At 65.5% G+C, this 23,746-nt stretch carries 24 protein-coding genes; 8 read left to right on the top strand and 16 right to left on the bottom strand.

The window, feature by feature from the left end:
• Positions 1–56 precede the first annotated feature (56 nt).
• The 4 genes from B6S44_RS01045 to B6S44_RS01030 all read left to right on the top strand — a co-directional run bounded on the left by B6S44_RS01045 (position 57) and on the right by B6S44_RS01030 (position 5,029).
• Positions 57–998, top strand: coding sequence for an alpha-E domain-containing protein (locus B6S44_RS01045; RefSeq protein WP_129154954.1), 942 nt, complete (start codon positions 57–59; stop codon positions 996–998).
• A gap of 41 nt (positions 999–1,039) precedes the next feature.
• A complete protein-coding gene (locus tag B6S44_RS01040) occupies positions 1,040–1,867 on the top strand; it encodes a transglutaminase family protein (RefSeq protein WP_129154953.1) in 828 nt (275 codons plus the stop codon).
• Between the two features lie 79 nt (positions 1,868–1,946).
• Positions 1,947–2,696, top strand: coding sequence for a proteasome-type protease (locus B6S44_RS01035; RefSeq protein ID WP_129154952.1), 750 nt, complete (start codon positions 1,947–1,949; stop codon positions 2,694–2,696).
• 143 nt (positions 2,697–2,839) lie between these two features.
• A complete protein-coding gene (locus B6S44_RS01030; protein WP_129154951.1) occupies positions 2,840–5,029 on the top strand; it encodes a putative bifunctional diguanylate cyclase/phosphodiesterase in 2,190 nt (729 codons plus the stop codon).
• Positions 5,030–5,039: 10 nt separating this feature from the next.
• On the opposite strand, the gene B6S44_RS01025 is transcribed toward B6S44_RS01030, so the two are convergent.
• Positions 5,040–5,636, bottom strand: coding sequence for an exopolysaccharide biosynthesis protein (locus B6S44_RS01025; protein WP_129154950.1), 597 nt, complete (start codon positions 5,634–5,636; stop codon positions 5,040–5,042).
• 81 nt (positions 5,637–5,717) lie between these two features.
• Positions 5,718–5,987, bottom strand: a complete 270-nt coding sequence (locus B6S44_RS01020; protein WP_129155541.1) for an usg protein — start codon at positions 5,985–5,987, stop codon at positions 5,718–5,720.
• A gap of 181 nt (positions 5,988–6,168) precedes the next feature.
• Here B6S44_RS01020 and bcsS point away from each other — a divergent pair, with 181 nt between their 5' ends.
• Positions 6,169–6,879, top strand: a complete 711-nt coding sequence (gene bcsS, locus B6S44_RS01015) for a cellulose biosynthesis protein BcsS (protein ID WP_129154949.1) — start codon at positions 6,169–6,171, stop codon at positions 6,877–6,879.
• A gap of 4 nt (positions 6,880–6,883) precedes the next feature.
• Here bcsS and B6S44_RS01010 read toward each other — a convergent pair whose 3' ends face one another.
• The 5 genes from B6S44_RS01010 to B6S44_RS00990 are packed head-to-tail and all read right to left on the bottom strand — an operon-like array spanning position 6,884 to position 10,817.
• Positions 6,884–8,500, bottom strand: a complete 1,617-nt coding sequence (locus B6S44_RS01010; protein ID WP_129154948.1) for an NTP transferase domain-containing protein — start codon at positions 8,498–8,500, stop codon at positions 6,884–6,886.
• 13 nt (positions 8,501–8,513) lie between these two features.
• Positions 8,514–9,206: an XdhC family protein gene (locus B6S44_RS01005; protein ID WP_129154947.1), complete on the bottom strand. Its 693-nt coding sequence runs from the start codon at positions 9,204–9,206 to the stop codon at positions 8,514–8,516.
• Between the two features lie 8 nt (positions 9,207–9,214).
• Complete coding sequence (locus tag B6S44_RS01000) at positions 9,215–9,844, bottom strand: LysE family translocator (protein WP_129154946.1); 630 nt, start codon at positions 9,842–9,844, stop codon at positions 9,215–9,217.
• A gap of 4 nt (positions 9,845–9,848) precedes the next feature.
• Complete coding sequence (locus B6S44_RS00995) at positions 9,849–10,478, bottom strand: LysE family translocator (RefSeq protein ID WP_129154945.1); 630 nt, start codon at positions 10,476–10,478, stop codon at positions 9,849–9,851.
• Positions 10,479–10,490: 12 nt separating this feature from the next.
• Positions 10,491–10,817, bottom strand: a complete 327-nt coding sequence (locus tag B6S44_RS00990; protein WP_129154944.1) for an XdhC family protein — start codon at positions 10,815–10,817, stop codon at positions 10,491–10,493.
• A 197-nt stretch (positions 10,818–11,014) separates the two neighbouring features.
• Here B6S44_RS00990 and B6S44_RS00985 point away from each other — a divergent pair, with 197 nt between their 5' ends.
• A complete protein-coding gene (locus B6S44_RS00985) occupies positions 11,015–11,734 on the top strand; it encodes an alpha/beta fold hydrolase (protein WP_164985670.1) in 720 nt (239 codons plus the stop codon).
• Positions 11,735–11,825: 91 nt separating this feature from the next.
• Here B6S44_RS00985 and B6S44_RS00980 read toward each other — a convergent pair whose 3' ends face one another.
• The 7 genes from B6S44_RS00980 to B6S44_RS00950 form a co-directional block, all read right to left on the bottom strand.
• Positions 11,826–13,028 carry a vWA domain-containing protein gene (locus tag B6S44_RS00980; RefSeq protein WP_164985669.1) on the bottom strand — a complete coding sequence of 401 codons (1,203 nt, stop codon included), beginning with the start codon at positions 13,026–13,028 and terminating at the stop codon, positions 11,826–11,828.
• Complete coding sequence (locus tag B6S44_RS00975) at positions 13,025–13,399, bottom strand: nuclear transport factor 2 family protein (RefSeq protein ID WP_129154941.1); 375 nt, start codon at positions 13,397–13,399, stop codon at positions 13,025–13,027. Before B6S44_RS00975 ends, B6S44_RS00980 begins: the two co-directional genes overlap by 4 nt.
• A gap of 134 nt (positions 13,400–13,533) precedes the next feature.
• A complete protein-coding gene (locus B6S44_RS00970; protein ID WP_129154940.1) occupies positions 13,534–14,454 on the bottom strand; it encodes an AAA family ATPase in 921 nt (306 codons plus the stop codon).
• A 78-nt stretch (positions 14,455–14,532) separates the two neighbouring features.
• A complete protein-coding gene (locus B6S44_RS00965) occupies positions 14,533–15,582 on the bottom strand; it encodes a hypothetical protein (protein ID WP_129154939.1) in 1,050 nt (349 codons plus the stop codon).
• Between the two features lie 37 nt (positions 15,583–15,619).
• Positions 15,620–16,423 (bottom strand): FAD binding domain-containing protein, encoded by an 804-nt coding sequence (locus B6S44_RS00960; protein ID WP_129154938.1) that lies wholly within the window; start codon positions 16,421–16,423, stop codon positions 15,620–15,622.
• Between the two features lie 17 nt (positions 16,424–16,440).
• Entirely contained in the window at positions 16,441–18,804 is a 2,364-nt protein-coding gene (locus tag B6S44_RS00955) for a xanthine dehydrogenase family protein molybdopterin-binding subunit (protein WP_129154937.1), read from the bottom strand.
• A 99-nt stretch (positions 18,805–18,903) separates the two neighbouring features.
• Complete coding sequence (locus tag B6S44_RS00950; RefSeq protein ID WP_129154936.1) at positions 18,904–19,416, bottom strand: (2Fe-2S)-binding protein; 513 nt, start codon at positions 19,414–19,416, stop codon at positions 18,904–18,906.
• Positions 19,417–19,745: 329 nt separating this feature from the next.
• Between B6S44_RS00950 and B6S44_RS00945 the strand changes: the two genes are divergently transcribed.
• The gene (locus B6S44_RS00945) at positions 19,746–21,098 is read left to right on the top strand and encodes a methyl-accepting chemotaxis protein (protein ID WP_129154935.1); all 1,353 of its coding nucleotides are present in this window, start codon (positions 19,746–19,748) and stop codon (positions 21,096–21,098) included.
• Positions 21,099–21,101: 3 nt separating this feature from the next.
• Here the strand turns inward: B6S44_RS00945 and B6S44_RS00940 are convergent, their stop codons facing one another.
• Positions 21,102–21,554: a CoxG family protein gene (locus tag B6S44_RS00940; RefSeq protein ID WP_129154934.1), complete on the bottom strand. Its 453-nt coding sequence runs from the start codon at positions 21,552–21,554 to the stop codon at positions 21,102–21,104.
• 167 nt (positions 21,555–21,721) lie between these two features.
• On the opposite strand from B6S44_RS00940, the gene pcaB reads away from it, so the two are divergent.
• A complete protein-coding gene (gene pcaB / locus B6S44_RS00935) occupies positions 21,722–23,092 on the top strand; it encodes a 3-carboxy-cis,cis-muconate cycloisomerase (RefSeq protein ID WP_129154933.1) in 1,371 nt (456 codons plus the stop codon).
• 70 nt (positions 23,093–23,162) lie between these two features.
• Here pcaB and B6S44_RS00930 read toward each other — a convergent pair whose 3' ends face one another.
• A complete protein-coding gene (locus B6S44_RS00930) occupies positions 23,163–23,678 on the bottom strand; it encodes a flavin reductase (protein WP_129154932.1) in 516 nt (171 codons plus the stop codon).
• Positions 23,679–23,746 lie beyond the last annotated feature (68 nt).

The raw sequence follows: 23,746 nt of genomic DNA, 5'->3' as shown, positions 1-23,746 counted from the left end.
GTGCGCAGTCCGAGCACCCGCGCGAACCGCATTTTGCCAGAAGACCGGACCTGATCATGCTTTCCCGTACCGCTGACAGCCTCTACTGGGTCTCGCGCTATGTGGAGCGGGCCGAGTATCTCGCCCGCATCCTCGATGCCACGACCCGCCTGACCAACCTGCCCTCAGCCTATGGCGGCGCCGGCACCGAATGGCAGAGCGCCGTCGCCACCGCCGGCTGCGAGGAGACCTTCGCCAAGGCCTATGGCGAGGCGAACGAGCGCAATGTCTGCGATTTCCTCAGCTTCAACCCGGATAACCCCACCTCGATCCGCAACTGCTTCGCGCTCGCCCGCTCCAACGCCCGCGCGGTGCGCACCGCGCTGACCTCTGAGATGTGGGACGCGCTCAACGGCGCCTGGCTCGAACTGCAGCGCTTCGAGCGCAAGCGCATGGATCGCGAGGAGTTCGCCCGCTTCCTGGACTGGGTGAAGAATGTCTCGCTGACCTTCGACGGCTCGGCCTACCGGACCATGCTGCGCGACGACGGCTACTGGTTCTCGCGGCTCGGCGTGAATGTCGAGCGGGCCGACAACACCGCCCGCATCCTCGACGTGAAGTACCATGTGCTGCTGCCCGACAACGAGCAGGTCGGCGGCTCGCTCGACTACTTCCAGTGGACCACGATGCTGCGCGAGGTCTCGGCGCTGACCGCCTATCACTGGGTCTATCGCCAGGCCGTGAAGCCGGTGCTGATCGCCGACCTCCTGATCCTCAACCGGCGCATGCCGCGCTCGCTGGCCAGCTGCTACGAGAACATCTCGCGCTTCCTCGACCAGATCGGCGACGCCTATAACCGGCACGGACCGGCACAGCGCCAGGCGCGCAAGACCTTGACCAATCTCGCCAATACGCCGATCGAGGCGGTGTTCCAGCGCGGGTTGCACGAGTTCATCGAAGACTTCATCACCGAGAACAACCGCCTCGGACACGTCATCGTCGAGCAGTATCTACAGTAAGAAGCCTTCCCTTCCGCTCCCGACCTTGGATTCCTCGCCGCATGCGGATCCGGATTTCCCACAGCATCGCCTATTCCTATGCCGAGCCGGTGCGGCAGCTGCGGCAGGTGCTGCGGCTGACGCCGCGCGACCATGACGGCCAGCACGTCATGTCGTGGCGCGTCGCGCCCAGCATCGACGGGCGGCTCCATGCCGGGCAGGATCCGTTCGGCAACATCGTCCATGACTTCACCGCCGATGGACCGATCGAGAGCTACACGATCGAGATCAACGGACTGGTCGAGACCATCGATCTCGCCGGCGTTGTCCGCGGCGTGACCGAGAAGGCGCCGCCCGACGTCTTCATGCGCGATACCCGCCTGACGCAAGGCAGCGAGCCGCTGCGCACGCTCGCCGACAAGGCCGCCGGCCGGGACGGCAGCGATCTGACAAAGCTGCACTCACTGCTGGAGACGATTCACACCGAGATCCGCTGCGTACCGACGGCCGACCATCTCGGTATCGGTGCTGCGGCCTGTGCAGAGGCCGGCGAAGGCATCCCGCAGGACATCGCCCATGTCTTCATGACGTGCGCCCGCCTTTTGGGGGTCCCCGCGCGCTACGTCTCGGGCTATGTTGCGGCATCGGACACTCTGCCCCACGCCGACGGCGCCCATGCCTGGGCCGAGGCCTATTTGCCCGATTATGGCTGGATCGGCTTCGACAGCGCCAATGGCCTCTGCCCGATCGACACGCATGTGCGCGTCGCAACCGGGCTCGACTATGCCGATGCTGCCCCGGTCCGCGGCGCCCGCACCGGCGGCCAGGGCGAGAGCCTCCTCGTCGAGGTCAGCGCCCAGGCGGCCAAGCCGCGTTTCCAGGGGCAATAGCAGCGGCACCACATTGCCGCTGTCATGGCGGCCTGATACCAGCCTCGCACGCCGTGTCGGCGTGCTGCGGAGATCGATCTTGACCTATTGCGCCGGCATCCTCGTCCAGGACGGGCTCGTGATGATCGCCGATACCCGGACCAATGCCGGGCTCGACGACATCTCGACCTTCCGCAAGCTGCACGTCTTCTCCTGGCCGGGCGAGCGGACGATGGCGCTCGCCACCGCAGGTAACCTCTCCGTTACCCAATCGGTCGTCAGCCTGCTGCACGAGGGCATTCCCAATCTCGATACGGGCGAGGCCGAGACGCTGCAGAATGCCCCCTCCATGTTCCGCGCCGCCCAGCTCGTCGGCCGCGCTGTCCGCACCGTCCGCGAGAGCGACGGCGAGGCGCTGCGCGATGCAGGCGTCAAATTCGACATGTCGTTTCTGTTCGGCGGCCAGATCCAGGGCCAGCCCATGCGGCTCTTCATGATCTACTCGGCCGGCAACTTCATCGAATGCGGCATGGATGCACCCTTCCTGCAGATCGGCGAGCACAAGTACGGCAAGCCGATCCTCGATCGCGCCGTCACCTTCAAGAGCCATCTCTACGATGCGCTCAAGGTTGGCCTGATCTCGATGGATTCGACCATGCGCTCCAATCTCGGCGTCGGCCTGCCGATCGATCTGATCGTGCTCCGGCGCGACGCCGCCGGCCCCGAGCTCAATCGTCGGATCGAGGCCGGCGAACCCTATTTCCACGATCTGCGCGAGCGCTGGTCAGCGGCGCTCCGTGCCGCCCACATGGCGATTCCCCGCCCGCCTTATGAGCCTGCCGACAAGTAGCACCGACGAGTTGGTGCAGGCCCAAAGAAATGCAACTTCGCTGATTTCTCGGCGTCGCCGGAAACCGGATAGCAAGATTCCCCTGTCAAGGTCCGCTGCTAGCGCGCCGCCACAGGTCAGGGCCTTTGCCGACTCTCGTTAAGATGACGAACACCGAATCGTCGGCGCGCATGCTGACCCGCACGCTGGCGACGCTGGCTTGCGCGTTCGCTCTCGTGCTGGCGGCCGTTCTCGGCGTGATGTTCGCGATGGTCAGCAACGCCAACCAGATCGAGACGGTCCGGCAACGCGAACGCCTCGACGCGGCGTTCGCAACCCAGGTGCATCTGCGGCGCCTGCGCTTCGAGAATCTGCAGGCCGCCGGCGTATTGCAACCGGTTTTGAACAGCCTCCTGCCGAACACCACCCTGCAATGGGCCTTCGCCCAACTAAGCAACCGTTTCCTCGATTTCGACGGCTCCTATCTGGTGACCGCCTCGGGTCGCCTCCTTGCCGGCGTCGAGCGGCGCGAGCCTGCAACACAAGCCGACTACGACGCCTTGCTCCAGCTCAGGCCCGATCTGCCGGGCGGCACCGCAACAGAGGCTTTGCCCGGCATCGCGAGCGGCCCGGTCAGGGCTGTGCTGGTGCATCGGGGAACTGAAACGTTCGGCATCATCACCGCCGATATGCGCCCCCCAGAACAGGCAGCCAATCAACAGGCTGGCTCCGAAGCGGCCGCCTTCATCGTCGGTTACCGCAAAGTCGTTCAGGAGCAGCTCAACGAGCTGGGTCGGCGTTATCGCGTGCCTCGGCTGGAGATCGTGACGGAACGGCCGGCTAACCCGCTGCAGCGGCACGATATTCCCTCGCCCGACGGCTCGGTGCGCGCCTGGCTGAGTTGGACGTCGGAACGCCCAGGCGATGCGATGATCAGCCAGTTCGCCTGGGCGCTGGGTGCGGTTGGGATCCTTTTCGTCGCGCTGTTCGCCTATGTCCTGCAGCGCCTGCGCAGCGCCGCCCAGCAGATCGCATCGCGCGAGAGCCAGATCCAGCGCCTCGCCGGCCAGGACGAGCTTTCCGGCCTGCCCAATCGCCGGACCTTCGATCTCCGCCTCGACCAGGAACTTGCCCAGCTCGGCCGGACCAAGAGCGCGCTCGCGGTGCTGATGCTCGACCTCGACCGCTTCAAGGCGGTGAACGACACCTATGGCCACAATGCCGGCGACGAACTGATCCGTCAGGTCGCCAACCGCCTGACCACGATCTTGCGCGTCGGCGACACCGTCGCCCGCCTCGGTGGCGACGAGTTCGGCATCATCCAGACCCATATGACCGCGCCGAACGCCAGCGCCACGCTGGGCCAGCGCATTCTCGATGCGCTGACCAGCCCCTTCGAGATCGGCGGCGTCGCCGTCACCATCGGCTGCTCGATCGGCATCGCCCACGCACCGCAGGACGGCGCCGATCGCAGCGTGCTGTTGCGCCTCGCCGACACTGCGCTTTATCAGGCGAAGAACGAAGGCCGGAACCGCTATTCTTTCTTCGAGCCGCAGATGAACCGGGCGCTGCAGCTCAAGCGGATGGTCGAGGAGGATCTCCGCAACGCGATCACTCGCGACGAGCTGCTGCTGCACTATCAGCCGCAGGTCTCGATCGACGGCACGAGCATCATCGGTGTCGAGGCGCTGGTGCGCTGGCCGCATCCCGAGCATGGATTGATACCGCCATCCGAATTCATCGGCATCGCCGAGGAACGCGGGCTGATCGTCCCGCTCAGCGAATGGGTGCTGCGCCGAGCCTGCGAGCAGGCCCGGCAATGGCCTGGCATCAAGCTCGCGGTCAACGTCTCGCCGATCCAGTTCCGCCACAAGGACTTCGTCGCCAGCGTGATCCGCATCCTCGAGGAGACCGGCTTCGACCCCGACCGGCTCGAGCTCGAACTGACCGAGGGCGTCGTGGTCGAGGATGCCGATGCGGCGGAAGCTGCGATGATGGATCTGCGCGCCCACGGCGTCAGCCTGGCGCTGGATGATTTCGGCACCGGCTATTCGAGCCTGATCTATCTGCGCCGCTTTGCCTTCGACAAGATCAAGATCGATCGGTCCTTCCTGGAGTATATGGAAGCGACGGGCGAATCTGCGATCCTCGTCCATTCCGTCGTCCATCTTGGCCGGGCGCTCGGCCTGCGCGTCTGCGCGGAAGGCGTCGAGACGGCAGAGCAGCACCGCTTCCTGCAGGCGATCGGCTGCCACGAACTGCAGGGCTTCCTGTTTTCCAAGGGTGTGCCGCCCGAGGAGATCGACCGGCTGCTGGCGCTCGACCGGCCGTTCGAGCAGGCCCTCGCCGCCTGAGCGGCAGCGCCTAGAAGAAGCTCGCCAGCCAGCTCACCAGCGCATAGGCGAAGCCCGCCGACAGGGCGAGGCCGATCGCGCCGATCGCGGCACCGACGATGATCAGCACACCGTCGCGCTCGACCAGGCCGAGCCCGACCAGGCAGACCGCGAGCCCGAGCGGAATCTGGCCGATGAACGGCGCCGCGACGATCAATCCGAGCGCCAGGAACAGCAGCACAGCACCGAGCACCGGCAGTGCAAACGGGCCACCGAGCATGGTCAGCCGCGGCTTCGAGAAGCGCTCGAGCCGGATCAGGGGCGGCAAGGCGCGCTGGACGGCGCGAGCGAGATCAGCCTGGGCGATGCTGCGATTGAGCAGCCGCTGCGGCAGCCAGGGCGTGGCCCGGGCCATCAGCATCTGTGCGGCGACGAAAGCGAGGACCAGGCCGCAGACCAGCGGGATCGGCGGCGGCATCGGCAGGCAGTTCGGCAAGCCGAGCAGCACCACCAGCAAGGCATAGGCCCGGTCCCGCAATGCCGCGACGATGTCGCGGACAGCGATACGCGGGCCCGGCAGGTGAGCCAGCGCGAGCAGCAGTCCGGAGGTGCGCAGAGGGGAGGACAAGAGGCTCGCCGGGCGATCAGCAGGGCCTGCGGCCTAGCATGTCCGGCGCCGGCCCAACAACCCCGCCGCAGCGCATGGCAGTCAGTGCAACGTCAGCACGCCGTTCACATTGATGATCTCGGCTGGGCGGATCAGCCCGGCATGCGCCACCGTGATCGAGTGCAGTGGTCCGTCGAGCTCGCGCCGCCAGAAATCGAGGAACTTGTGCAGCTCCGGGAAGCGCGGCGCCAAATCGTATTCCTGCCAGACATAGCTCTGTAGGAAGTCGGGGTGATCCGGCATCCGGTAGAGGATTCTGGCGGTCGTCAACCCGTAGCCTGCCAACTGGCGGATGAAATCCTGCGAGACCATCACCAATGCGCTCCTTGACCAGAGAACGATGAGCCGGCTGCCTTCAGGCTGAACCGCGATGGTTAACAAATCCTTGCAGGAATTTGGCCAGCTGCCACACTCATGACGTGTAGCGGCACCGTCCGATCGGAAGGACGGAAGGGGCGTTGGCGTGGCGTGGGGGGTCGCGAGGCGGTCAGGCGTGCTCGCGCGGGGAATCGCCCTCGCGAGTACGCTGCTGTCTTCACCAGCGCAGGCCGATCCCGCCTTGCACGAGCGGCCACCTTTGTCGGCTGTGATGTTCGGATCTCTGGATGCAGGCGCCGGCAAGATCTACGGCGCTTTCGGTATGAAATATGCCGTCGGCGGCGATGGCCTCGATGCCAGCGGCTTCAGGCTCAGCCTCGTCTCGGGTGCAAGTACCGAACCCGCGCGCCGCCGGCCGACGCAAGGGAGCCTGTACAAGAGCGATGTCGGCGCGCTACTCGGCTATGAGTGGCGGGTCCATGACAGCTTCGTCGCCGTTTCGGTGGGCCCCGACCTCGAGACGTCGTATCTGACATGGCGCGACTGGCGCGGCATCGGCCAGCGTATCGGTCCTCGAATCCAACTGGACATCTGGGCAGCGCCCGACAAAAACTCGCTGATTCAGGTCAATGCCTATGCAGTGGCGGCCGGCAGTGGGCGCTCGGGCGCGCGGATAGCAGCAGGTTGGACAATCGTGCGACAGCTCTATTTCGGCCCGGAAATCGAGCTTTATCGCGAGCGTGACTACTTCAAGGTCCGGCTCGGCATGCACCTCACGGGCATGGAAGCCTTCGGCATCACCTGGCGGCTATCAGCTGGCGCGCAGAAATCCAGAGATGACAAGAGTGAGGTTTACGCAACCCTGGGCTTCCACTGGAAGCGCTGAGACCTCAGCTGCGCGGCCCCTGCCCCGTCAGCGCCCGGAGCGCTTCGGGCGTGTCGATGTCGAGCGCGATGGCGGGATCGTCGAGCGCGATCTCCTCGACCGCATCGCCGGCGGCGTCGAGCAGCCGCCGCGCGCCCTGATCGCCGCCGAGCTTGGCGACCTTGGGGAAGATGGCCCGCGCCAGCAGCACCGGATTGCCACGCTGGCCGAGCAAAGTCGGCGCGACGGCGAGCGCATCTGGTCGATCGGCGAAGGCCTGCGCCAGCCGGTCGATGACGCCGGCGGTGACGTTCGGCATGTCGCCGAGCGAGACGACGACGCCGGGTACGTCGGCCGGCAGCGCCGCGAGCCCGGCCTTGAGCGAGCCCGACAGGCCCTCGGCGAAGGCCGGATTGTGCACGACGATGACATCGAGCCCGGCGAGCACGGAATGGACCTCATCCTTCTGGTGGCCAGTGACGACGATCACCGGTGCAGCGCGCGAGGCAAGCTGCGCTTCCACGGCATGGCGCACCAGGGGCTTGCCGCGCACCGCCTGCAGCAGCTTGTTGCCGGTGCCCATGCGGGTCGAGCGCCCGGCGGCCAGCACGATGCCGGCGACGGGCGCGGCCTCGCCGCGGCCGGGCGCACGCGGCTGCGGCCGCGAGACGATCTCCATCAGCAGCCCCCCGACGCCCATTTTCTGGATGTCGGCGCGGCTGACGGGCACGCCCGCAAGGCTGCGCTGCAGCACCCAGTCGAAGCCGTTCTCCTTGGGCGACCGGGCGCAACCCGGTGCACCGATCACCGGCTTGCCGTCGAGCGTACCCAGCATCAGCAGGTTGCCGGGGTCGACCGGCATGCCGAGATGCTCGACCCTCCCGCCGGCCAGGGTCAGGGCTTGCGGCACGACATCGCGCCTGTCGGTGATGGCCGAAGCCCCGAAGACCACGACGAGCTCGGCCGGACCGGCGACGGCCTCGCGGATCGCCTCAGCCAGCGGCGGGCTCTCATGCGGCACGCGCCGATCACGTTCGATCGCGGCGCCGGCCGGCTCGAGCCGCTCGGCCATGGTGCGCAAGGTCTTGTCGACCACGCTGGTCTTCAGGCCCGGCAGCAAGGTCGAGACGACCGCGACCGATTTCAGCCTGTACTCGGCGATCGCGATCGGCCTGTCGGCACCAAGCCGCTCCAGCGCCTCGGCGATCCGCTTTTCCGACACGGCATAGGGGATGATCTTGACCGTGCCGACCATCTCGCCGGCGACGACCGGCTTCAGCGCCGGCAGGGTCGCGACGGTGATCGCCTCGTCGACGGCATTCAGCGCGTCGATCACGCCCGCATCGATCCGCAGGATGCCCGCCGCTGCGGCAAACAGGTTGACCCGGCCGGTGAACGGCGCCTCGGTGATAACCGCCTTGCCCGCCAGCGCCCGCGCCAATTGCTCGGCGGCAGCATTCTCGTCAATGTCGCCGGCCTCGAACTGCACAGCGACGATCTCGGTCAACCCGGCCGCGGCGAACTTGCGCGCGTCCTCGTCGCCGATCGTCGCCCCCTTGCGCACGATCACGTCGCCGGCGCGCACGGTGTGGGCCGCGACGCAGCCGGCGGCTTCGGCGATCGGGACAGGGCCGAACTTCATGGGGCGCTATCTCTCAAGCGGGCTTGCGACGTGGGCCGCGCAGCGCCTGCACAATCTCGGCGAGGATGGCGAGTGCGATCTCGGCCGGGGAGACCGCGCCGATGTCGAGCCCGATCGGCGCGTGGATGCGCTTCATATCGACCTCTTCGAAACCGGCCGCTGCGAGCCGCTCCAGCCGCTTGCCATGCGTCTTCCGGCTGCCGAGCGCGCCGATATAAAAGCAGTTGGAACGCAGCGCCGCGATCAGCGCCGGATCGTCGATCTTGGGGTCGTGCGTCAGCGCGACGAAGGCAGTGTAGCCGTCGAACGGCAGGCGCTGCAGGGCCTCCTCCGGCCACTCCGCCAGCAGGGTCACCTCGGGGAAGCGCTCAGCCGTGGCGAAGGCGGTGCGCGGGTCGATGACCGCGATGTCGAGATCGAGGAGCTTGGCCATCGGCGCCAGCGCCTGTGAGATATGGACGGCGCCGGTGACGACGAGACGCAGCGGCGGCGCCTGTACGGTCAGGAAATAGGCCTTCCCGTCGACCTCGACGTTGCCGCTCTTGCCGCTGCGCAATTGCTTGTCGAGCGCCTCCGCCAACGGATCGCCGGTAAGGTCAGCCTCTTTCACCAGCCGCTGCTCACCGGAACCGAGCTCGGTCACCAGCACGGTTGCGCGCCGCGCGGCGCGCTCGGCATTGAGTACGGAGAGGAGCGAAAGATCCATCGGCTGACTCAGTTCCGATCGAGCGCGATGCGGGCGCCGAGCCCGATCAGGATGGTACCGCCGATCGCCCGGATCACGCGTTGCGCCACGCTGTTGGCGGCGACTTTCGCCTGCATGTAGGAGGCGGTCAGCACCGTCAGGATCGAGGAGGAGGTGAAGAGCAGGTTGACCACGACGCCGAGGATCAGGAACTGCGCCCAGAGCGGCAGGCTCGCCGACGGATCGACGAATTGCGGCAGGAAAGACACGAAGAAGATCGTCGTCTTCGGATTGAGCAATTCGACCGCAAGGCTGTCGACGAGCGCCCGCATCGGCGAGCGCGGCGCGACATCGGCGGCGGCCTCCACCGGCGCGACACGGCGGAAGAAGCTGATGCCGAGCCAGATCAGGTAGGCGGCACCGACGAGCTTCATCGCCAGATAGAGCTCGGGCACATGCCGGAAGATCGCCGACAGGCCGAACGCGGCGGCAAGCACGTGGACATAGTCGGCGAGATGGACGCCGAGCACGGCCATGAAGCCGGCCTTGCGGCCGCGCGACATGGTCTGGGCGGCGATGTAAAGCACTGCCGGGCCCGGGATATAGGCGAAGACGAGCGTCGCCAGGACGAGCGCGAAGAGGACTTCGATCGAGGCCATCGGGTCAGCCCTTGTCGGTTGCGAGCTTGAGGCCGAGCCCGATCATCAGCGAGCCGCCGAGCCAGCGCCCGAAGGCGAAGCCAGCGCGGCTCGCCTTCATCGTCTTCATCACCAGGCTGGCCGCCAGGACGGTGATCAGATCGGCCGAGGAGAAGGCGAAGTTGACGATGGTGCCGAGGATCAGGAACTGCGCCCAGACCGGCAACGCGGCCGCAGGATCGACGAACTGCGGCAGCAGCGCGATGAAGAACAGCGCGACCTTCGGATTCAACACCTCGACGATGAAGGAATCGACCAGGGCGCGCCTGACCGTCTTGGCCGGCGCGACGGCCTGCGTCTCACCGCCCAGCTTGGAGCGGATCATGCCGATGCCGAGCCAGACTAGATAGAGCGCGCCGACGATCTTCACCGCGACATAGAGCTCGGGCACGTGCTTGAACACGGCCGACAGGCCGAAGGCCGCGGCGATGACGTGAACATAGCAGCCAAGATGGATGCCGAGCATCGCCATCAACCCGGCCTTGCGGCCATGGGCGATGGTCTGCGCCGCCGTATAAAGCAGCGCCGGCCCGGGGAAATAGGCGATGAGCAGCGTCACCGTCGCGAAGGCGAGGAGCGTTTCCCAGGAGGCCATTAATCCGTTTCCCTAAGCCCGAACCGGCTCGACATAGACCTTGATCCGGCCGCCGCAGGAGAGGCCAACCTGCCAGGCGGTCTCATCGGCGACGCCGAATTCGAGCGTACGCGGCTTGCCGTCGGCGATGACGTCGCCCGCCTCGGCCACGACCGCGCCCTCGACGCAGCCGCCGGAGACCGAGCCGAGGAAATTGCCCTCGCCGTCGATGACGAGATGCGAGCCCACAGGACGCGGGGCCGAGCCCCAGGTCTCGACCACGGTGGCGAGCGCGACGCCGCGCCCGGCCCTGGCCCAGGCCTCGGCGGTGGCGAGGATATCGGTGTTGGTACTGATCATGATCGCCGGTTCCGGGTGCAGGCGGCGCGCATCATACGCAGGCTTCGTCCAAAAGCCCTGTCTACTTAAGCATGGCTGCCGCAAATTGTGAGCATCCAGAGCATGACGCAGCGTATGAATTCTCGACCCGCGCGGCCGGTTTCGCTATCGCTCGATGTCTTGTCGGCGGACGTCAACCTCCTGAGGCGGAACCTTCAATGCGGACCTTCAAGCTTAAGAATGGTGACGTCTCTCTCGAATGTTTGAACAACGAAGGCCATGATGGCTATCCGCTTGTGATTATCCCCGGCCTTTCGGAAAATATCGACGACTGGACTGAGCTTGCCCAATTTCTTTATCCTCGACCGGTGTATGCGATTTCCCTAAGAGGTCGAGGGAATAGCGACGCTCCACCTGATGCCTATTCCCTTGACGATCACGTCAGCGATGTCTGCACAATGATTGATCAAAACCTCGTCAGTAAGTTCGACCTGCTAGGTTACTCTCGCGGTGTCTCGTATGCCTTGGCAACGTTACCTACCTACCGCGAGCGAATTAGACGGCTGATTTTAGGTGACTATCCTGCGCGCCATACACGTCTGCCCGATGGGTATCAAGCAGCTGTCGCATCATCGATCTGGCGCGGTAGGGCCATGTCGGAGCGGATGCCTCGACATGCCATCGAGGGCTTGCAGCGCTCTTCTCGCCACATCGACCTCATCGACGCCGTGCACGATTTTCCGGGGGAGATGTTGCTGCTTTATGGGAACGTGGAGCTGGGTGCCCTACTGGGGACAGACGATATCAAGCGGTACACCTCAGCAAAGCCGAGCCTGAAGGTGCGTCTCTTCGAAAACTCAGGACACGACCTCTTCTCTCCCGATCCGCTTGTCGTTTGGAGAGTGATCAGCCGATTCTTGGAAGACGCTTCCATTTGAAATCATCGACCAACAATCGCAGGCGTTTGTGATCATCTTATGCGAAGGCCGCTTTGGCTCGATGGCTGCCCTCCGGCTACTGGCTCGCCATCTAACCCGCCTTCTTCAGCCACAGCCTCGGATCACTGGCTTGCCTCGTATCGGCGCGGAGCGCGGCACAGAGATCCGCCATGGCCGCGAGATTGTGGATCGGCCGGAACTGGTCGACATGGGGCAGCATCGTCCGGATGCCGCTAGCCCGCGCCTCGAACGCGTCATAGCGCAAGAGCGGATTGAGCCAGGTCAGCTGTCGGCAGGAGCGGTGCAGGCGGTCCATCTCGAAGGACAGATCGGGGCCGAGATGTCGCTCCAGCCCGTCGGTGAAGAGCAGCACCACCGCCCCGCCCGCCAGCACCCGGCGCGACCAGACCCGGTTGAAGGCGTGCAGCGCCGAGGCGATGCGCGTACCACCCTCCCAGTCCGGCGCCGCCTTGCCGGCCAGCGCCAGCGCCTCGTCCGGGTCGCGGGCGCGAAGCATGCGCGTGACATTGGTCAGGCGCGTCCCGAAGACGAAGGAATGCACGCGTCGGCGCTGCTCGGTGATGGCGTGCAGGAAATGCAGGAAGATGCGCGAATACTCCGCCATCGAGCCGGAGATGTCGACGAGCGCCACCAGCGGCGGATGCACCTCGGCTCGCTCGCGGAAGGCGAGATCGATCGAAGCGCCGCCGCCGCGCAGGGAGCGGCGGAAGGTCCGGCGCGAATCGATCCGCGCTCCCGCATGGGCCGCCTGAAAGCGCCGCGTCGGCACGGCATCATTGGGTAGCCTGAGCTCGGCGATCAGCTGACGCGCCTTGGCGATCTCGGCCGCGCTCATCTGGGCAAAATCGCGCGATTTCAGCGTCTCGCGCTCGGAGACGGTGAGCCGCGCGGTGAGTTCGGTCAATTCGACCGGCGGCTGCTCCTCCTCGCGCAGCGGTGGCGTGAAAGCCTCGGCGACGCGTAAGGCGCCCGCCTCAGGCTTCTGCGGCTCGCTGTCGACCCGCGGCGTCACCGGCGACATCTGCGCCATCAATTTCTCGATCAGCCCGCGCCGACGCCAGAACAGCTTGAAGGCCTGGTCGTAGACCACTGAATCCTCGTGCTTCTTCACGAAGATCGCATGCAACGCCCAGTAGACGTCCTCGCGGCCGCCGAGCGCGCCATCGGCCAGCGCCTCGACCGCCTCGACCACTGCGCCGGGCCCGACGCGCAGGCCGGCGCCCCGCAAGGCGCGGGCGAAATAGGCGACGTTCTCGGCGAGCTTGCCGCTCAAGCGGCCGTCTCGGTCATGAACACCTTCTGCGCCACGAGCCATTTGCCGTCGACCTTCAGGAAGGAGAGCAGGTCGGTGAAATAGCGCGGCGGCATCTGGCACTTGACCTTGACCAGCGCCATGGACGGCCCGACGAGGTCGATCGCCAGCACATGGTCGCCGCGCTCCAGCCCGGTCTCCTTCGGCGATTTGCGCCCCCGCACCGCCTCGAACCATTGTTCGCGCGGCACGACCTTGAGCTCGCCGTCGAGCGACTGCGTCAGCGCGCTGGTCGCATGGAAGACCGAGCCGAGCTTCTCGACATCGCCCTCATAGAGCCCGTCGAGATAGGTCCAGGTCGCGGCCTCGATCGCCTTGATGTCGTCGTTCATCGTCTCTCTCCCCAACCGCGCGTCATTCCGGCCGAAGCGCAGCGGAGCGCCGGAATCCATCGTAGAGCGCAGTTCCCTACGATGGATCCCGGAGCTGCGCCGCTGCGCGGCTTGTCCGGGATGACCGAACCGTTTCATCCCCGCGCCGCCTGTTTCGCCTGGTCGAGCAATTCGCTCACCTTCGAGCCCTGCATCGCCTGGATGTCGTCCTGGTACTTCAGCAGCGCGCCCAGCGTATCGGAGACGATGGCTGGATCGAGCGCCACCGCGTCGAGCTCGACCAAGGCGCTCGCCCAGTCGAGCGTCTCGGCGACACCAGGCGCCTTGAACAATTCCTCCTTGCGGATCGCCTGCACGAAAGAAACGACCTGCTTGGCGAGCTTGGCCGGCGCGCCCGGCGCCTTCGCCTTCAGGATGGCGAGCTCGCGGGCGGCGTCGGGATAGCCGACCCAGTGGTAGAGGCAGCGGCGCTTCAGCGCGTCATGGATCTCGCGGGTGCGGTTCGAGGTCAGGATCACGATCGGCGGCTCGGCGGCCTTGATCGTGCCGAGTTCGGGGATCGTCACCTGCGCATCGGCCAGCACCTCCAGCAGGAAGGCCTCGAAGGCCTCGTCGGTGCGGTCGAGCTCGTCGATCAGCAGGATCGGCGCGCCGCCCTCTTGCGGCTCCAGCGCCTGCAGCAGCGGGCGCTTGACCAGATAGCGCTCGGAGAACAGGTCGTTCTCCAGCCGCTCACGATCGCTGGCGACGCCGCCGGCCTCGGCGAGACGGATCGCCATCATCTGGCCGGCATAGTTCCACTCGTAGACGGCCGAGGCGAGGTCGAGCCCTTCATAGCATTGCAAACGGATCAGCCGGCGCCCAAGTCCACCCGCCAGCACCTTGGCGATCTCGGTCTTGCCGGTGCCGGCTTCGCCCTCGAGCAGCAGCGGCCGCTTCATCCTGAACGCCAGGAAGAGCACGGTCGCCAGCGCCCGGTCGGCGACATAGCCCTGCGCCTGCAGCAGGGCGAGCGTGGCGTCGATGGAATTGGGCAGGGCTGCAGCGTTAGCCATATACTTCAAGCAACTCTCTCAAAGCAGGTCACCCGCGATGAGATAGGCGCGGACGCGATCATGCAATCGATCCGAGATTTAACGCTTTGCAGCGGAGGCACAAGCGCGAGCCATCTTGATCCCTCCCCACTTATCAAAAGCAGCAGCTCCAGCCGCTTCAATCTCCGAGACTGCTGGGACAGCGCGTAACTTCGTGTGAGGGAGAAAGACATAGGCGAAAGGACCCGCCATGCGCTTTCCTTGCTCCCACGGGTTTCTCTCTCCCTTGGGGGTTCCTTTCATTTCCCAATGCAAGAAAGGCGAGACTTCGCCTGCTTCAGTTCCCGGACCGGAATCACCGATAATGGCGTAAACGACACGGTCGCTGGCCAAATCCACGACTGCGGCTACCCCGCCTTCCATCGCTACAGTTTTAAGATGGTTCGGAAGTTTGATTGGGCTGAAAGTCGAATTTCCCGGGCGAACGACCGCAGGAACGGAAAAGGGATCGACATATCGTCGATAGTTGCAGACGTTGACAATGCGCCCGTCCGAAAAGCTGGTCGCCGAGACGAAGTAACCCTTGTACGGTCCATCATTCTGAATGCAGGGCAACGCGCGCCCGTCTTCAGGACGATCCGGATTGTATGTTGCTATTGCACTCCAATTCACTGAAAAATCTTCAGGATTCCAATTTTTTAAACTTGCTCTTTTGACGTAACATAGTAACTCATTACATCTTTTGATAGCTTCTTGTTTACGCTGAGAAGGACTCAATCCAAGAGTCTTAGCCTCAGCCGTGGTCATATAGCCACGCAGAATTTGCTGACCCTCTCGCCGAATTGTTATTCCATTACATAGGGTGTTTGCCGAGCGTGGAATTTCTGACGGATTAGCGCCATCATTGCATGAATTAACTCGCTTCCATTCATCGGGATGGTATGTCAGTGGGCTACCGTCATTATTCCAATTCATATGAGAAACAAAAAACAACTCAGATCGAGAAGAATTGTGAAGAACGCTAATCTTTTTGTCTACAGAATTAACGTCTTGCTCCGATCGATTAAGAAGAGAACATGCTTCAGCATGAGCGTGCTCATAATATAAAAAAACGAAGAATAGAGCCAGGAATACTGATTTAACTGACATTGTGTTGCCTTTTAAAATCAGAGGATCTCCGACCCGGTTACTTCCCCGTCGCCTGCGCCACCGCCTGCTTTGCCATCACGCCGATCAGATGGGCGCGATACTCGGCATCGGCATGGATATCCCCATTGATGCCCTTGGCGGTGTGCTTGAGGCCATCCAGCGATTTGCTCGCGAAACGCGCCTTCAGCGCAGCTTCCGCTTCCGGCCAGCGGAAGACGCCGCCCTCGCCCGCTCCGGTCACCGCAACCGCGATCTCGCTGCCGCGCTTGGCGACGAAGACGCCGACCAGCGCATAGCGCGAGGCCGGGTTGCGGAACTTGGCATAGCCTGCCTTGGAGGTGGCCGGGAACGAGACCTTGACGATGATCTCGCCCTCCTCCAGCGCGGTCTCGTAGAGGCCGCTGAAGAACTCCTCCGCCGGCAACTTGCGCTTGTTGGTCACCACCGTCGCGCCGAGCGCCAGCAGCGCTGCCGGATAGTCGGCTGCCGGATCGTTGTTGGCGACCGAGCCGCCGATCGTACCGCGATGGCGCACATGCGGATCGCCGATATGGCTGGCGAGGTAGGCGAGCGCCGGGATCGCCTCCTGCACCTCCGGCGAGGCGGCGACTTCGGCATGGGTCGTCATCGCGCCGATCACGAGGTTGCGGCCCTTGCGGGCGATCCCCTTGAGGTCGGCGCAGGAGCTGAGGTCGACCAGCGCGCCGGGCGAGGCCAGGCGCTGCTTCATCGTCGGCAGCAGCGTGTGCCCGCCGGCGAGCAGCTTGGCGTCCTCCTTCTTGGCGAGGAGGCTGGCGGCCTGTCGCGCGGTCGCCGGGCGGTGATAGGTGAAGGCGTACATCGTCTCGTCCTTTCAGATCACTCGGCAGCCATGCGGCTGAGCGTTTTCTGCGCGGCGCGCCAGACGGCCTGAGGCGTCGCCGGCATGGCGATGTCCTCATGGCCGAGCGCGTCGGTGATGGCGTTGATGACTGCGGGCGGCGAGGCGATGGCGCCGGCCTCGCCGCAGCCCTTGATCCCGAGCGGGTTCGACGGGCACGGCGTCACCGTCATGCCGACTTCGAAGGACGGCAGATCGTCGGCGCGCGGCATGCAGTAGTCCATGAAGCTCGCGGTCACGAGCTGGCCGTCGGCATTGTAGCGGGCCCCTTCGAGCAGCGCCTGGCCGACGCCCTGGGCGATGCCGCCATGGACCTGGCCCTCGACGATCATCGGATTGATGACATTGCCGAAATCGTCGACCGCGGCCCAGCGCTCGATCTTGGTGATGCCGGTGTCGGGGTCGATCTCGAGCTCGCAGATATGGACGCCAGCCGGGAAGGTGAAGTTGGTCGGGTCGTAGAACGCCCCCTCCTTCAGCCCCGGCTCGAGATCCTGGCCGTTGAACTTGTGCGCGACATAGGCCTGCAGCGCGCAGGAACCGAAATCGAGCGTGCGGTCGGTGCCCTTGACGCTGAAATTGCCATCCTTGAAGTCGATATCGGCCTCGTCGGCCTCCAGCACATAGGCCGCGACCTTCTTGCCCTTGGCGATCACCTTGTCGATCGCCTTGAAGATCGCCGACATGCCGACCGCACCCGAGCGCGAGCCATAGGTGCCCATGCCCATCTGCACCTTGTCGGTGTCGCCATGGATGATCGAGACATTCTCCAAGGGCACGCCGAGCCGGTCGGAGACGAGCTGGGCGAAGGTGGTCTCATGGCCCTGGCCATGGCTGTGCGAACCGGTCAGGACCTCGACCGTGCCGATCGGATTGACCCGGACCTCAGCCGATTCCCATAGGCCGACGCCTGCGCCGAGCGAGCCGACCGCCGCTGATGGGGCAATGCCGCAGGCCTCGATATAGGCGGAGAAGCCGATGCCGCGCAGCTTGCCGCTGCGGGCGGAATCGCGCCGGCGCTTCGGAAAGCCTTTGTAATCAATGATCTCCATCGCCTTCTTCAGCGAGGCTCCGTAATTGCCGGTGTCGTACATCATGATCACCGGCGTCTGGTGCGGGAACTTCCTGATGAAGTTCTGCGTCCGGAACTTGGCCGGGTCCTTGCCGAGCTGGCGCGCCGCGACCTCGACCAGGCGCTCGACCACGAAGGTCGCCTCGGGCCGTCCCGCTCCGCGATAGGCATCGACCGGGGCGGTGTTGGTGTAGACCGCGTCGACCTCGCAATAGATCGCCGGGATGTCGTACTGGCCCGACAGCAGCGGCGCGTAGAGATAGGTCGGCACCGAGGAGGAGAAGGTCGAGAGATAGGCGCCGAGATTGGCGGTGGTCTTGACCCGCATCGCCAGCATCTTGCCGTCAGCGTCCATGGCGAGCTCGGCATGGGTGACGTGGTCGCGGCCATGCGCATCCGAAAGGAAGGCCTCGGTCCGGTCCGAGGTCCATTTCACCGGCCGGCCGACCTTCTTCGCCGCCCAGACGCAGACCGTCTCCTCGGCATAGATGAAGATCTTCGAGCCAAAGCCGCCGCCGACATCCGGCGCGATCACCCGAAGCTTGTTCTCGGGCGCGATGCCGATGAAGGCGGAGAGCACGAGCCGCGCCACATGCGGGTTCTGGCTCGTCGTATAGAGCGTGAAGGCGCCCTCGCCCTGGTCGTAGTCGCCGACCGCGGCGCGCGGCTCCATCGGGTTCGGCACCAAGCGGTTGTTGACGATGTCGAGCTTGGTGACGTGCTTGGCGGCCTTGAAGGCCGCTTCCGTTGCGCCCTGATCGCCAAGGTGCCAGTTGAACACGGTGTTGCCTGGCGCCTCGGCATGGACCTGCGTCTTTGCCTTGGCCGCGCTCGCGGTGTCGACCACCGCCGGCAGCACGCCGTAGTCGACGACGATCGCCTCGGCAGCGTCGCGCGCCTGCGCCAACGTCTCGGCGACGACGACCGCGACATGGTCGCCGACATAGCGGACCTTGCCCTGGGCGAGTGCCGGATGCGGCCCCGCCTTCATCGGCGAGCCGTCCTTGGAATGGATCATCCAGCCGCAAATCAACCCGCCGACCTTGTCGGCGGCAAGATCGTCGCCGGTGAAGATGCCGAGCACGCCCGGCATCGCCGCGGCGGCTTTCGTATCGATCTTCTTCAGCGTGGCGTGCGCATGCGGCGAGCGCAGGAAATAGGCATGGGCCTGGCCGGGTCGGTTGATGTCGTCGGTATAGCGGCCCTGGCCGGTGATGAAGCGATGGTCTTCCTTGCGGCGGACGGGAGCGCCGATTCCGGTGGCGGACATGGATTCCTCCTGGCGTGGCGCCTCTTGGCGGGCGTTGAAGCAACTTTGGCTGGGATCACATCGGCGAGGGCCGCATGCCGGCGCGGCCCGGGACAGCGCTTACTCGGCGGCCTGCCGCGGCGGCTCGCGGTCCTTCGTGGAGCCGCCCGCCATCGCCTCGGCGCCGGCAGCCACCGCCTTGACGATATTGTGGTAACCGGTGCAGCGGCAGATATTGCCGTCGAGGTCTTCGCGGATCGTCTTCTCGTCGAGGCTGTTGCCGCGCCGGTTCACGATATCGACCGCCGCCATGATCATGCCCGGCGTGCAGAAACCGCATTGCAAGCCGTGATGCTCGCGGAAGGCCTCCTGCATCGGGTGCAGCGTCCCGCCATTGGCCAGTCCCTCGATCGTCGTCACCGCAGTGCCTTCACAGGACACCGCCAGCAGGGTGCAGGCCTTCACCGCCTTGCCGTCGAGATGGACGACGCAGGCGCCGCACTGGCTGGTATCGCAGCCGACATGCGTGCCGGTCAGCCTCAAATTCTCGCGCAGGAACTGCACCAGAAGGGTGCGCGGATCGACAGTCGCGGTGACGGACTTGCCGTTCACCGTCATCGACAGATTGGCCATGGGGCACTCCTCCGAAAGCCTGTTTTTCCGGCGCGGCCGACGACATCTCGAAGGACCGCACGATTCGCTCGCCAGCCCGCCAGGACCAGCGAAGAATTTCCTTGGAACAACTTGAAAAAGCAGTGTGGACCCGGGATTTTCTGCGGTCAAGCGGGCAGCAGCCGTGAAGACCAGCCCGTTTGGGGACGTTTTTGCATGATTTTGACGATCCGCATGCAAAGGCAGGACTCGAAAGGTCGCAACCGACGAGCGAGCCCTTTGCGGAATCTTAACCGCGCACGCTCAGCATCATCCGTCGCAATGACGATCTCCGATCGTCGTGCTCACGGATGGCGCGTTTGGCCTCGATCCTCGAACACGTCCAGCGTCGCCTGCAGGCGATCGGCTATGACGAGCGGCAGCGTCAGCGCCTGCGCCGCTATCGGGCCCTCGTCGATCGCGTCATCGTCGACCTTGTCGAGCAGGATTTCGCGCGCGCCTTCGCCATCCACCCGATGCTGAAGCTGGCGGTCGAACCCGTCTCAGTCGAGCTTTTCGCGGCGGAAGCCGCCCATTTCCGCCTGCTGTTCGAGGGTGATTTCGATCAAGGCTACTGCGACTCGCTCGAACGGCTCACCCTTTTGGAGCGGCACGGTCAGGTCGGCGCCCGTGCCCGCGCCTCGATCGCCTTCACGCTGTTCCGGATGATCCTGGAGGACAGCCGGACGCGGCTTGTCTTCTCGCGGCGCGACATCCCGCGCGACCTCTTCACCATCGAGCGGGTGCTGACCTATGACGTCAACACCGCCATGTCGCTCGACCGGGAGTTCGAGGCGGCGGAAGCGCGGCGCCGCGGGGTCGCGCTCGACGAGGTCGCGGCGACGCTGACCTCGCGCATCGGCAAGCTCGATACCGCAATCAGCAACGCGGTCGAGTTGTTCGTCGACACGGCCGGCGAGACTTCGGCGGCAACCAGCTTCATCAAGGACCAGGTCGGCTCCGTCGCCCAAACCTCGCTGCTGGTGCGGGAGAAGGCCATGCAGACCGCGGCGGCGACCGAGGAGATGTCGGCAAACATCGCCGAGATCGGCCAGCGCGCCCGCCAGAGCCTCGAGATCGCCAATCGCGCCGTCGCCGACGCGCAGGCGATGGACGGCGCAATCGCTCGGTTGCGCGACGTCACCCGCAGCATCGAGACCGTGGTCGGCATGATCGCCGACATCGCCGCGCAGACCAATCTGCTCGCCCTCAACGCCACCATCGAGGCGGCCCGAGCCGGTGAATCCGGCCGCGGCTTTGCCGTGGTCGCGGCAGAGGTGAAGTCGCTCGCGACGCAGACGGCCTCGGCCACGCAGGAGATCGCAACGCAGATCGCCGAGCTCTCGGCGAGCGCTGAAGCCTGCAGCGTCCGCGCCACGTCGATCGGCACGACGATCGGCGAGATCAAGGCGGATTCCGAAGCGATCTCGGACGCTGTCGCTCAGCAGAGCAGCGTCACCGGCGGCATTGCCCGGCACGCCGCCGAGGTCGCGCACGGTTCGGACGAGGCGATCGACAGCGCGACCCGCGTCAATGACAGCCTCGGCAAGACCGAGAAGGCGCTGGAACGCGCCAATGCCGCGGCTGCCGACATCGCGCTTCAGGTCGGCGCAGCGGAAGCGACCGTCAGCGAGGCGCTCGCCGCGCTGCGCAAGGCCTCGTGAGCGTCAGCCTTCGCTGACCGCCTTGGCGAAATTGGCGAAGAACTCGTCGGCCAGCTTCTTCGAGACCGAATCGATCAGGCGCGAGCCGAGCTGCATCAGCTTGCCGCCGACCTGCGCCTCGACCTCGTAGCGCAGCACGGTCTGCCCGCCCTCCGCATCGTCCAGCATGACCTTGGCGCCGCCCTTGGCGAAGCCGGCGATGCCGCCCTCGCCTTCGCCGACGATGCGGTAGCCGTTCGGCGGATCAAGCTCCTGCAACTCGACCTTGCCCTTGAAGGTCGCCTTGACCGGGCCGAGCTTGACCTTCACCACCGCCGAAAAATGCGTATCGTCGTCCTTGGCGAGTTGCTCGCAGCCGGGGATGCAGGCCTTCAGCACCTCGGCATCGTTGAGCTTCTCCCAGACCACCTGCTTGGCCGCGGGCAGCGTCACCTCGCCGTTCATCGTCATCGCCATGGCGTCGCTCCTCACGGTTCTCTCCGGCCGCTGGCATGTTGCAGGCGGACCGGCCTCGGGTCTATCCAAGTTCGCCTGATCCATGGCCGGAAAGCACCGGCGCACACAAGAGGACGAAGCTGGGATGTGGGTTGCACTGACTGCTCCGCACGAAGGCCCGTCCGGACATGGCTGATCGCGGCCTCTATGGCGAACTCTTCATCGACCAGGAGATGGCAGCGCTGCTCGACGATCGTGCCACGCTGCAGGGCATGCTCGCTTTCGAAGCCGCGCTCGCCCGAGCCGAGTCCGAGGCCGGCATCGTTCCGGGCGCTGCGGTAGAGGCGATCGCCGCCCAATGCCGGGCCGAGCTCTACGACATCGCCGCGATCGGCAAGGCCGCGACGCTCGCCGGCAATCCGGCGATCCCACTGGTCAAGGCGCTGACGGCCCGCGTCGCAGCGGTCGATGCCGAAGCGGCGAAATGGGTGCATTACGGCGCGACCAGTCAGGACGTGATCGATTCAGGGCATGCCCAGCAATACTCCGCTGCCTGGGAATTGCTGCTGGCGCGCTCCGCACGCCTCGCCCATGCGCTCGCCGGGCTCGTCCGGGAGCATCGCCGCACGCCGATGATCGGCCGCACCTTCCTCCAGCATGCGGTTCCGATCTCCTTCGGGCTCAAGGCCGCCAACTGGCTCGCCCCCATCGTCTCCTTCCACGACGATTTCATGATCTGGGGGCAAGCCGCACATCAGCTCGGCGGCGCCGCCGGCAGCCTCGCCTCCCTCGGCGACAAGGCCGATGCCGTGTCGGAAGCATTCGCTCGCACCATGCCGTCGATCGGCGCGGTCCGCGTGCCCTGGCACACCGAGCGCAGGCGTCCGGCCCGGATCGCGACTGAGCTCGGCCTGCTTCTCGGCCATCTCGGCAAGATGGCTGGGGACATCGCCTTGATGGCGCAAACCGAGATCGGCGAGCTCGCCGAGCCGGAAGCGCCGGGCAAGGGCGGCTCCTCGGCGATGCCGCACAAGCGCAACCCCGTCCTGTGCACGTTGATCCTCACCGCGGCCAAGCGCGCGCCGGGGCTGGTCGCGACCATGCTCGCGGCCATGCCGCAGGAGCACGAGCGTGCCATGGGCGGCTGGCACGCCGAATGGCCGACATTGCGCGAGCTCTTCCTGATCGCCGGCGGAGCTTTGAACCAGGCGGTCACGCTGATCGAAGGGGTGCAGGTCTTCCCCGAGCAGATGCAGTACAATCTCGACCTGACCAACGGGCTCGTCATGGCCGAGCGCGTCTCGCTCGCGCTCGCGCAGACGATCGGCCGTGGCGAGGCGCATCATCTGCTCGAGGAGGCCAGTCGCGACTGTATCGCCGGCGGCCGCCATCTCAGGGATGTCCTCGCCGACCATCCGACGCTCGCCGGCAAGCTCTCGCCCGAAGAGCTCGACGATCTCTTCGACCCCACGACCTATCGCGGCGCGACCGACACCATCATCGACCGCATCCTCGTGCTCTATGAGGAGGAGCGGGAGTACATGAGCGGCAATGGCTGAGTTCCGCCCAGGGGCGCGCGATCGTTGCCGAAAGCGGCGAGATCACGATCGAAGCGTAGAGAGATAGGCTTCAGACGCCGCCGAAGCGGCGATGGCGATAGACCAGCCCCGGCCCGGAGCCGCTGCCGCCCAGCGCCACCACCTGGCCGATCACGACACGATGCGTCGCAACGCGGTGCACCGCCGCCACCCGGCAGTCGAAGCTGGCGAGCGCGCTCGCCAGCGCCGGCGCGCCGGTCGAGAGTTCTCCCCACTCACCGATGCTGAAGCGATCCTCCCCCGTCAGGCCGCGCTGGCCGGAGAAGACGTTGGCGAGTTCGTGATCGGCCGCCGCCAACGTGTTGATGCAGAAGACGCCGCTCTCCTCGATCACCGCCAGCGTTCGGCTGGCGGCCTCGATGCAGACGAGCACGGTCGGCGGCGCATCCGAGACGGAAGCGACGGCAGTCGCAGTCAGCCCCGCGCGACCGGCCGGACCGAGCGTGGTCACGATATGAGCGGCGCTCGCCACCTCAGCCATCGCCTCGCGGAAGGCCTGCGCTTCGGGGCGCGACGCGCGTAAGGCGGCATCGACCATGTTGTTCATCGCCCAACTCTGCGCGAGGATACTGCGCTTTATCTAAGCACGCAGGGGTAAAAGGCCAGTTTCAGCAA

The organism is Allobosea sp. Tri-44, assembly GCF_004123845.1.
Taxonomy (GTDB): domain Bacteria; phylum Pseudomonadota; class Alphaproteobacteria; order Rhizobiales; family Beijerinckiaceae; genus Allobosea.
This window is presented reverse-complemented; position numbering and strand designations above follow the sequence as displayed.

Coding starts and splice junctions, on each gene's coding strand:
- B6S44_RS01045 (WP_129154954.1), top strand. CDS start 57: ATGCTTTCCCGTACCGCTGACAGCCTCTACTGGGTCTCGCGCTATGTG.
- B6S44_RS01040 (WP_129154953.1), top strand. CDS start 1,040: ATGCGGATCCGGATTTCCCACAGCATCGCCTATTCCTATGCCGAGCCG.
- B6S44_RS00950 (WP_129154936.1), bottom strand. CDS start 19,416: ATGGCCAATCTGTCGATGACGGTGAACGGCAAGTCCGTCACCGCGACT.
- B6S44_RS00965 (WP_129154939.1), bottom strand. CDS start 15,582: ATGTCAGTTAAATCAGTATTCCTGGCTCTATTCTTCGTTTTTTTATAT.
- B6S44_RS01010 (WP_129154948.1), bottom strand. CDS start 8,500: ATGAAGTTCGGCCCTGTCCCGATCGCCGAAGCCGCCGGCTGCGTCGCG.
- B6S44_RS00995 (WP_129154945.1), bottom strand. CDS start 10,478: ATGGCCTCCTGGGAAACGCTCCTCGCCTTCGCGACGGTGACGCTGCTC.
- B6S44_RS01020 (WP_129155541.1), bottom strand. CDS start 5,987: ATGGTCTCGCAGGATTTCATCCGCCAGTTGGCAGGCTACGGGTTGACG.
- B6S44_RS00930 (WP_129154932.1), bottom strand. CDS start 23,678: ATGAACAACATGGTCGATGCCGCCTTACGCGCGTCGCGCCCCGAAGCG.
- B6S44_RS00960 (WP_129154938.1), bottom strand. CDS start 16,423: ATGTACGCCTTCACCTATCACCGCCCGGCGACCGCGCGACAGGCCGCC.
- B6S44_RS00955 (WP_129154937.1), bottom strand. CDS start 18,804: ATGTCCGCCACCGGAATCGGCGCTCCCGTCCGCCGCAAGGAAGACCAT.
- B6S44_RS00940 (WP_129154934.1), bottom strand. CDS start 21,554: ATGGCGATGACGATGAACGGCGAGGTGACGCTGCCCGCGGCCAAGCAG.
- B6S44_RS00985 (WP_164985670.1), top strand. CDS start 11,015: ATGCGGACCTTCAAGCTTAAGAATGGTGACGTCTCTCTCGAATGTTTG.
- B6S44_RS01005 (WP_129154947.1), bottom strand. CDS start 9,206: ATGGATCTTTCGCTCCTCTCCGTACTCAATGCCGAGCGCGCCGCGCGG.
- B6S44_RS00945 (WP_129154935.1), top strand. CDS start 19,746: ATGGCGCGTTTGGCCTCGATCCTCGAACACGTCCAGCGTCGCCTGCAG.
- B6S44_RS00970 (WP_129154940.1), bottom strand. CDS start 14,454: ATGGCTAACGCTGCAGCCCTGCCCAATTCCATCGACGCCACGCTCGCC.
- B6S44_RS00975 (WP_129154941.1), bottom strand. CDS start 13,399: ATGAACGACGACATCAAGGCGATCGAGGCCGCGACCTGGACCTATCTC.
- pcaB (WP_129154933.1), top strand. CDS start 21,722: ATGGCTGATCGCGGCCTCTATGGCGAACTCTTCATCGACCAGGAGATG.
- B6S44_RS01000 (WP_129154946.1), bottom strand. CDS start 9,844: ATGGCCTCGATCGAAGTCCTCTTCGCGCTCGTCCTGGCGACGCTCGTC.
- B6S44_RS01030 (WP_129154951.1), top strand. CDS start 2,840: ATGACGAACACCGAATCGTCGGCGCGCATGCTGACCCGCACGCTGGCG.
- B6S44_RS00990 (WP_129154944.1), bottom strand. CDS start 10,817: ATGATCAGTACCAACACCGATATCCTCGCCACCGCCGAGGCCTGGGCC.